Genomic DNA, 8479 nt, shown 5'->3' on the forward strand with positions numbered 1-8479 from the left:
GGCGGCGGTCGAAACCCTGCGGAGGGTTCCGGCCGCCGCCTTCGTCGTGCCCGCTGCCGGTCACTCGGTGTGGAGGGCCGTCGCGATGGTGCTCCGGGCGGCCGTGCGGGCCGGCAGCAGGGCCCCGAGCACCGCGATCGACACCCCGGCCAGGAGCAGTCCGGAGAGCTGCGGGAGGTGCCAGACGTCCCGCATCCGCTCGGTGAAGGCGATCACTCCGATGTGGTCCAGGACCAGTCCGTGCGCGGCGATGCCGAGCGGGATCCCGAGCAGCCCGCCGACCAGGCCGAGGCCGGCCACCGAGCTGATCGTCGTGACCACCACCTGTCGGGGGGTCATGCCGACGGACTTCATCATCGCGAGGTCCCGGCGGCGTTCCCGGGTGTCGAGCAGCACGGTGTTGAAGACCCCGAGGGCGGCGACGGCGGTCAGCAGCACGGTGAAGACGGTCGAGAAGGCGACCACCGTGGTGGTGCCCGCGTTCGCCGTGTCCAGGACGCGGGCGTCGAGTCCGTCGTCCAGGGCCCGGGCCGCCGCGGCGTAGGCCCGCGGGTCGGCTCCGGGGGTCAGGCGGACCCGGTACTCGGCGGCGCGGAGGGCGGGGGCGAGTCGTTCGAGGGTGGGCCAAGAGGCCTCCAGGGCACGGGCGTTGCCCTGGACCACCACGCCGACGACCTGCACGGGGATCCGGTTGCCGTTCAGTTCCAGGGTGATCCGGGACCCGAGCCGGAGGCCGCGCTGGTCGAGGAATGCGGGGCCCGCCGCGATCTCGCCGGCCGCGCGCGGGGCGCGGCCCCGGGCGATCTCCTGGGGCTCCGTGCGGCCGTCGCCGCGGTAGAAGTCGGCGAAGACGGGACGGCTCTCGCCGACGAGGTGCGCCTGGGAGAAGGCGCGGGCCCGTACCGACGCCGCCCCGGGCAGGGAGCGCAGCCGCTGCTCCAGCCGTACGTCGTCCAGCGCGCGGGCCTGGGGGCCGCGGGCCGACACCTCGACGGTGGTGCCGCCGTCCCGGCCGGAGTCGCCGAAGGCGAGCATCGTGCTGGAGAGTCCGGTGGCGAGGGTCACCGTGGTGACGCCGAGGACGAGTGCGGACAGGGTGAGGAGGGAGCGGCCGGGGCGGGCGAAGGGGCGGCCCAGGCCCATGCTGACGGAGCGCGGCAGCGGACTGCCCGCGAGGAACCGTTGGACGCGGCGGCCGCGTCCCGCGCGGGGGGCTCCGGCGGTCGCGATGGCGCGGGCGGCGGGCAGCCGGTGGGCCCGCAGGGCCGGGACGAGGGCGGCGAGGAGGACCAGGACGGGGACACCCAGGAGGCAGGCGGCGTACACCCAGGGGTCGGCTCCGGTGGGGCCCGCGGGGCCGGTCTCGATTCCGGTGAAGGCCGCCGTCAGGACGGGGTCGGCGAGGAGACCGCCGGCGAGGGTGCCGAGGACGGCGCCCGTGACGGCCGGGACGGAGAGCGTCGTCAGGTAGACGGCGACGACCTGGTTCGGGGTGAAGCCCATGGCTTTGAGGACGCCGATGTGCCGCAGGCCCGAGAGCACGGCCCCGCTGACCACGTTGCCGACGATCAGGACGGACACCAGCAGGCCGAGGGCCCCGAAGAAGGACATGAAGGGGAGGTAGGAGTCGGCCAGTGCCGCGTAGGCCCGTTCGAGGGCGAAGGAGGTCTGTACGCCCATCAGCGCGTCCCGCGGGATGCCGGTCGTGCTCACGACCGTGGCGAGCCGCTCGCCGAGCCGGGCTTCGGTGGGGGCGTCCGTGAAGCGGTACAGCATCTGGGTGGCGGCGGGGTGCAGGGCGGCGACCTGGGCGGGGGTGGCCCAGGCGCTCGCGGAGCGGCTCATCCCGGAGGCGAAGCCGACGACCTTCAGGCTGCCGGCGCCGGGCACGTCGAGCCTGCTGCCCAGGAGTTCGGGGCCGGGGCCGCCCCGGCTGGGCCATTCGACGACGAGTTCGCCGGGGGCGGTGGCCCAGCGGCCCTCCAGGAGTTCGATCCGGTCGACCGGGCCGCCGGGATCGGCCCGCCCCACGACGGTGAGGGTGCCGCCCGCCATCCAGAGCCAGTCGCCGGGGAGGGAGACCACGGCCTGGGGGAACGGGCCCGCGGCGGCGGCGACTCCGGGGCGGTCGGCGGACGCGGCGAGCCGGTCGTCCGAGACCTTCGTCCGATCGAAGGAGGCCACGGCGTGGGCGCCGCGCCGCTGCTCGAAGGCCCGCTCGAAGGGGCCGGAGGCCACGGAGAGCAGGGCCAGGGCGAGGAAGACGGTGGTGGTGGAGCAGAGGACGACCAGGCCGATGACGACGGTCTGCACCCGGCGGCGTTTGACGGCCCCGCGGGACGCCCGCCAGACGGCTCTCACGCGGCACCGCCGAGGGCGTCGTCCCGGTCGAGGGTGCGTTCGCGGGCCACCCGGCCGTCGGCGACCTCCACGAGGCGGCTCGCGCAGCGGGCGGCGAGCCGCGGGTCGTGGGTGACGATCAGGAGGGTCTGACCGATCTGGTTCAAGTCGATGAGCAGGTCCATGACCTGCTCTCCGGACCGGCTGTCGAGGGCCCCGGTCGGCTCGTCGGCCAGGAGCAGCGCGGGCCGGTTCATCAGGGCCCGGGCCACGGCGACCCGCTGGCGCTCGCCGCCGCTGAGGGTGGCCGGGTAGTGGTGGCGGCGGTCGGCGATGCCCAGCTCCTCGAAGAGTTCCAGGGCGCGGCGGCGGGCCTGTCGGGCGGAGACACCGGTCAACTGGGCCGCGAGCGCGGCGTTGTCGAGGGCCGGCAGGTCGTCGACGAGGTTGAAGAACTGAAAGATCATCCCGATGTCGCGGCGCCGGAACAGGGCAAGCCCGGTCTCGGACAGGCCGCCCAGGTCACGGCCGTTCACCTCGACGCGACCGGCGGTGGGGCGGTCCAGGCCGGCGACCATGTTGAGGAGGGTGGACTTGCCGCAGCCCGAGGGTCCCATCACGGCCACCGCCTCGCCCTTGCGGACCTCCAGGGACAGCCCGTCCAACGCCTTGGCGTCGCCGTACTCCTTGTGGACACCGTCCAGGCGGACGACGACCTGTCGCTCCTGCCGCTGTCCCTGGCTTGCCCGGCCTGCCTGGCCTGCCTGGCGTTCCTGGCGTTCCTGGCGTTCCTGTCGCGCGTCCTGGTGAGTTGTCATGTCACGAACCTAGAAGGCGGCCCGGTGGCGGTACGTCACCCCCCGGACGTATCCGACGGCCGACGTCATCCTGGAGATGTACGCGGCGAACTGGCTCGCCGGAGGGATGCCGGTCGGGCCCACGACCTGCGAAGCTTGCGGAGATGGATCTTGGAGGCGGATCTTGGGGGCGGATCGTCGGGTGGTCCTTCGGGGGCCGCCCTTCGGGGTGGTTCTTCGGGGTCGGTCGGAGGAGCGATGGTCGAGGAACGACGGCGTCGGATCGGGGGCAGGGATGGGATGGGTGACGGGCGGTGCCGTGGGCGCCGCGGGGGCGGCGACCGCGATCGCGGTCTGGCTGGCGGTCGCGCTGGCCCGGGAGCGGCGGGCGCACCGCACGGCCCTGGGTGAGCGGGGCTGGCTGTTGGAACGGGAGCGGGAGAGCGCCGCCCGGGGCGCGGTGGATGCCGAGCGGGCCCGGATAGCGGCCGAGTTGCACGACATCGTCAGCCACAACGTCAGCCTGATGATCGTGCAGGCCGGTGCGGCCCGCGAGGTGCTCGCCTCGATGCCCGAGGAGGCGGCGGCCGCGATGGGGGCGGTGGAGAGCGCGGGGCGGACCACGATGACCGAGCTGCGCACCCTGCTCGGGCTGCTCGCGCCCGCCCAGGACGGCACGGACGATCCCTACGGCGGGGCCGCCGAACTGGCCCCGCAGCCGAGCCTCGACGGGCTGGGCCGGCTCATCGACAAAATTGCCTTCGCCGGATTGCCGGTCGACGTACGGATATCCGGGGAGCCGCGCCCGCTGCCGACGGGCATCGACGTGACGGCCTACCGGATCATCCAGGAAGCACTGACCAACGCGCTGAAGCACGGAGACGGGGAGGGCGCCGAGGTGACGGTGCGGTACGCGGACAACGCCCTGCGGGTGGAAGTCCTCAACGGCGGCTCCAGCGTCCTGACGGGCGGACGGCCGCCGGCGCCGCGCGGCTCCGGTGAGGGCACCGGTCGCGGGCTGACGGGGCTCAGGGAGCGCGTCGCCCTGTACGGCGGGGATCTCGACGCGCGGCGCCGGCTCGGCGGCGGTTACCGGGTCCGGGCCCGTCTTCCCCTGGACCGGCCGTGACGGCGCCCGGGCCCGGACCGCGGGTGCTGATCGCCGACGACCAGGAGCTGGTCCGCACCGGCTTCCGACTGATCCTCACGGCACGGGGGATCGAGGTCGTCGGAGTGGCCGCCGACGGAGTCGAGGCGGTGTCGATGGCGCGGGCCCTGAGACCCGATGTCGTCCTCCTCGACATCCGCATGCCCCGCATGGACGGACTGGAGGCCGCCCGGCGGATCCTCGCCGAACTGCCGGACTGCCGGGTGATCATGCTGACCACCTTCGACCTCGACCAGTACGTGTACGCGGCGCTCGCGGCCGGAGCCAGCGGGTTCCTGCTGAAGGACGTCACCCCCGAGCACCTGGCCGCCGCCGTACGCCTGGTGGGCACCGGGGACGCCCTCCTGGCCCCGTCCATCACCCGACGCCTGGTGGAGCGCTGCGCCCCGGCCGCCGGTGGCGAACCGGCACCGCACCGGGACCTCGCCGCGCTCACGCCGCGCGAGCGGGAGGTCCTGACCCTGATGGGCCGCGGCCTGTCCAACGCCGAACTGGCGGAAGGACTGACGCTGAGCGAGGCCACGGTGAAGACGCACGTCGCGCGGATCTTCGCCAAGCTCTCCCTCCGCGACAGAGCCCAAGCCGTGGTCCTCGCCTACGAAACGGGCCTCGTCACCCCGGGCGGCTAGAGGCTCGTCCGAAGGAGCGTGCGCGGGAAGCCTGCCGATGACCTGCCGATGATCCGTGCGCCGGGGCCCCACCCGGCGCCCCTCCCCGCGGGGAGCCCCGCCGTCGTCGACCGTCACGAGGGTGCCATGATCGGAGCATGTCTTCCGTTTCGCTGCTCGCCGCCCGGGCGGCTCTGGGCGCGCACCTTCAGGGGCACTTTCCCGGGCAGGCCATCGACGAGTTGCCGGGTGTCGACGGGCCGATCGAGGAGCGGGTGCCCGGGTTCCGGGTGTTCCGGATCCACCCCCGTCGGCCCGGCGGGTGGTGGGTGTACGTGACGTCCGGCTGCTGGGCGGCGACCCAGGAGGGCGGGCACGGGGAGGAGTTCTTCCTCGCGGCCCCGCGGGACGACTGGCGGAACCTGGAAAGCCTCACCGTGAACGCGTACTACCACTGCGGCCCTGACCATCAGCGGCTGGACATCGGGCACACCGTCCCCATCGGAAGGCCCTGGCTCGACGACTCCGCGTGCGACCACTACCTGATCAGCCTGCCGTACCCGTACGGCCCGGACTTCGAGGTCTGCGCCTGGGGCGAATCGTCCCACGCCCGCGTCCTGTGGATGCTGCCGATCACCCAGGCGGAGAAGGATCACCGCCGCGAGCACGGCCTCGAAGCCCTGGAGAGCCTCTTCGACGAGCGGGAGATCGACCCGGTCGACCCGCGCCGCCCGTCCGTGATCTGAGCGCGACGACAAGACGGCCACACCACCGGGCGACCCTCCCTCGCGCTCCCTTGCGCCTCGCGGCCGTCCGGAAGCGGGCGGGGCTGGTGGTCGGGGGAAATGCCGGTCCGGGCAACATCCTTTGGTCTAGCCTGAGTTGTCGGCCGATTGGGCGTCAGGGACGTGGTCGGTGTGGGTGGTTCCGGGGCTGGGGGAGGCTGTCGGTGGGGATCGTGACGCGTGTGCCGCTGGAGGGCGGGGGCTCGGTGCTGGTCGAGGGCGGCCTGGAGCCGGACGGGCCCGTGAAGGTCGGACGGCTGTCGGACGCCGTGCAGGAGCTGCCGCACACGGTGCAGGAGGCGCTGCGTCCGGTGACGGGGCTGGCACGTGCGGCGCTGGAGCAGTTGCGGCAGGCCGGGCCCGACGAGGTCGTCATCGAGTTCGGTGTGGACCTGGCCGCCGAGGCCGGGGCCGTGATCTCCAAGGCCAGGACGGGCTGCCACCTCACCGTGACCGTGACCTGGCACAACACCGCCACCGCCACCGCTGCGGCGGACGGCACGCACCCGGAGGGAACTCCCCCGGCGGAGCCCCACCGCCCCGCCGCCGGTGCTCCGCCCGGGCGTGACACCCGCGCCCCGGAGCGGCCCGCGGCATCACGACCCGAGGGCACCCGGCCCGAGGGCAGCGCGCCTGAAGGCACCTCCGAAGCCGCGCCTGACGGCTCGCGGGGGCTCGGCGGGGGCGCGTGACCGAGGTGCGGCGGCCGCCGGTCGGCTCGGGGCAGGGGTTCCAGCACGCGGTCGCCGAGGTCCGCACCGCCCACGGCGCGCGGGGGACGGTGGCCGGCGCGGGCTTCCTCGTCGGGCCCGGTCTGCTCGTGACCTGCGCGCACGTCGTGGCGAACGCCGGCTACGGGCCGGGGCAGCGGGTGCCGCTGTCCTTCCCCTCCTGGTCCGGGGCCGGTGCGGGCGAGGTGCACGGGACGGTGGAAACGGACACCTGGCGGGAGGCGGACGCCGAGGACACCGCCTTCCTCCGCTTGGACGCCGTCCCGGCGGGAGCGGTCCCGCTGCCGCTGGGCATCGCGGAGGACTGCGCTCAGCACCCGGGCGTCACGTACGGCTTCCCCCGGAACGCCCGGCAGGGCGGGCACTTCGGCACCGTCCGGATCGGACGGCTGTTGGAGGGTGCGGGGGACGAGGCCGGCACCGTACCGCTGCTCCAGCTGTCCGAGGCCAATGCCGTGACGGAGGGGTTCAGCGGTGGGCCCGTCCTCGACGAGGTCACCGGGCTGGTCATCGGCATGACCACGGCCATCACCGGGGCCGACCGGCACGGCCGGGGCGCGGAGGTCGCCTACGCCACCCCCGCGCGGACCCTGCGCGCCCTGCATCCGGAGCTGGCGGAGCACGCGGTGTGCCCGTATCCGGGGTTGAAGCCGTTCACCACGGAGGACGCCGCCGTCTTCCGCGGCCGCGCCACCGCGCTCGAAGCCGTCCTGGCGGCGCTGCGCGGGCCGCTGCGCGTGATCCTGCTGCTGGGGCCCTCCGGGTCGGGCAAGTCCTCGCTCCTCCGGGCCGGGGTGCTGCCCACGCTGGCCGAGGGGCTGCGGGTGCCCGGCGGCGACCGCTGGTTGCCCGTGGTGGTGCCCGGTCCCGGCCGGGACCTGCTGCTCGCGGCCGAGGAGCACGGGCTGCCCGGCGCCGCCACCGACGGGATCGGGCCCGCCGCCGAACGGCTCCTGGCCGAACGGCCGGACCGCACCCGCGTGTTGTTGGTGGTGGACCAGTTCGAGGAGCTGTTGGCCCCCACGGCCACGCCCGAGGACCGCTCGGGCATCGGAGCGGCTGCCGAGGAGTTGGCCGCGTTGGCCCGCTCCTGGGCGCCGGTCACCGTGGTCCTCGCCATGCGCGACGACTTCTACGCCCCGCTCGCCGCCCGCGCCCCCGCCCTGTTGGAGGCCACGGCCCCACACGTGAACGTCCCCGCCACCCTCGACGCGTCCGATCTGCGCGCGATGATCGAGCACGGCGAGCACGGCCCGCTCGTCGAGTCCGGTCTCACGGCCCGCCTGATCGGCGATCTGATCCCCCCGGCGGACGGCCCGCAGCCCCGCACCACCCGGAGCACCCCGGTCACCTGCCTGCCGGCCCTCCAACTGACGCTGCGACAGCTGTGGGAGGGCCGCTCCCACGGCACCCTCACGCACGAGACGTACGATCGGCTCGGCACCGTGACCGGTGCGCTGAGCGCCTGGTGCACCACCGAGTTCCGCCTGCTCCCTCACCCGGACACCGCCCGGACGATTCTGACCGCCCTGGTCGAGCCGGCCGACCCGGACCACGCCATTCCTGCGGCCCGCCGTCGGGTGCCCGTCCCCACCCTCCGCGCCCTCACCGGTGGCCCCGAGGCCGGCTCCCGCCCGGCCATCGGCTCGGGCTTCGGCATCCGTCCGGCCTCCGGCTCCCACATCGGTACCGGATCCGACTCCGGCACCGGGCAGGCGGAGTTCGACGCGACACTGGCCGCGCTCGTCGACCGCCGGTTCGTCACCCTCCGCACTCCGAGGTCCGAGCCCTCCGCGGGTGGGCAGCCGGGAGCGGTCCGGCCGGCGGAGCCGGTCGCCGAGCTGGTCCACGACTCGCTCGTCCGGGACTGGCCGCAGCTGCACCAGTGGGTCACCACCGACCAGGAGTTCCAGCGCTGGCTGCGGCGCGCCGAGGACCGGCACGCCCGCTGGCTCCGCGCCCCCGAGGGCGGCCCCTGGCTCGGGCTCCGGCTCCGGCTGCCGCAGCGCCTTCGCCCCGGCGGTGCGGGGCCCGCACCGGCGCGGGCCCC

The 8479-nt window shown here is 74.8% G+C and carries 7 protein-coding genes; 5 read left to right on the forward strand and 2 right to left on the reverse strand.

Features of this window, described 5'->3' with window-relative positions:
- Positions 1 to 60: 60 nt before the first annotated feature.
- Positions 61 to 2361, reverse strand: coding sequence for an ABC transporter permease (locus ABTZ17_RS24605; RefSeq protein WP_352197868.1), 2301 nt, complete (start codon positions 2359 to 2361; stop codon positions 61 to 63).
- Positions 2358 to 3158, reverse strand: coding sequence for an ABC transporter ATP-binding protein (locus ABTZ17_RS24610; protein WP_352197869.1), 801 nt, complete (start codon positions 3156 to 3158; stop codon positions 2358 to 2360). The genes ABTZ17_RS24605 and ABTZ17_RS24610 overlap by 4 nt, the downstream gene beginning before the upstream one ends.
- Before the next feature lie 274 nt (positions 3159 to 3432).
- Between ABTZ17_RS24610 and ABTZ17_RS24615 the strand changes: the two genes are divergently transcribed.
- The 5 genes from ABTZ17_RS24615 to ABTZ17_RS24635 form a co-directional block, all read left to right on the forward strand.
- Positions 3433 to 4266: a sensor histidine kinase gene (locus ABTZ17_RS24615; protein WP_502994828.1), complete on the forward strand. Its 834-nt coding sequence runs from the start codon at positions 3433 to 3435 to the stop codon at positions 4264 to 4266.
- Entirely contained in the window at positions 4263 to 4934 is a 672-nt protein-coding gene (locus ABTZ17_RS24620) for a response regulator (protein ID WP_352197871.1), read from the forward strand. Before ABTZ17_RS24615 ends, ABTZ17_RS24620 begins: the two co-directional genes overlap by 4 nt.
- 137 nt (positions 4935 to 5071) lie before the next feature.
- Positions 5072 to 5659, forward strand: coding sequence for a suppressor of fused domain protein (locus ABTZ17_RS24625; protein ID WP_352197872.1), 588 nt, complete (start codon positions 5072 to 5074; stop codon positions 5657 to 5659).
- Positions 5660 to 5871: 212 nt separating this feature from the next.
- Positions 5872 to 6390 carry a CU044_2847 family protein gene (locus ABTZ17_RS24630; RefSeq protein ID WP_352197873.1) on the forward strand — a complete coding sequence of 173 codons (519 nt, stop codon included), beginning with the start codon at positions 5872 to 5874 and terminating at the stop codon, positions 6388 to 6390.
- Positions 6387 to 8479: nSTAND1 domain-containing NTPase (locus ABTZ17_RS24635; RefSeq protein WP_352197874.1), on the forward strand; the 2093-nt coding region annotated here is incomplete at its 3' end. The genes ABTZ17_RS24630 and ABTZ17_RS24635, both read left to right, overlap by 4 nt.

The organism is Streptomyces sp. NPDC097619, assembly GCF_040302735.1.
Taxonomy (GTDB): Bacteria; Actinomycetota; Actinomycetes; order Streptomycetales; family Streptomycetaceae; genus Streptomyces.

Coding starts and splice junctions, on each gene's coding strand:
- ABTZ17_RS24610 (WP_352197869.1), bottom strand. CDS start 3,158: ATGACAACTCACCAGGACGCGCGACAGGAACGCCAGGAACGCCAGGAA.
- ABTZ17_RS24615 (WP_502994828.1), top strand. CDS start 3,433: ATGGGATGGGTGACGGGCGGTGCCGTGGGCGCCGCGGGGGCGGCGACC.
- ABTZ17_RS24625 (WP_352197872.1), top strand. CDS start 5,072: ATGTCTTCCGTTTCGCTGCTCGCCGCCCGGGCGGCTCTGGGCGCGCAC.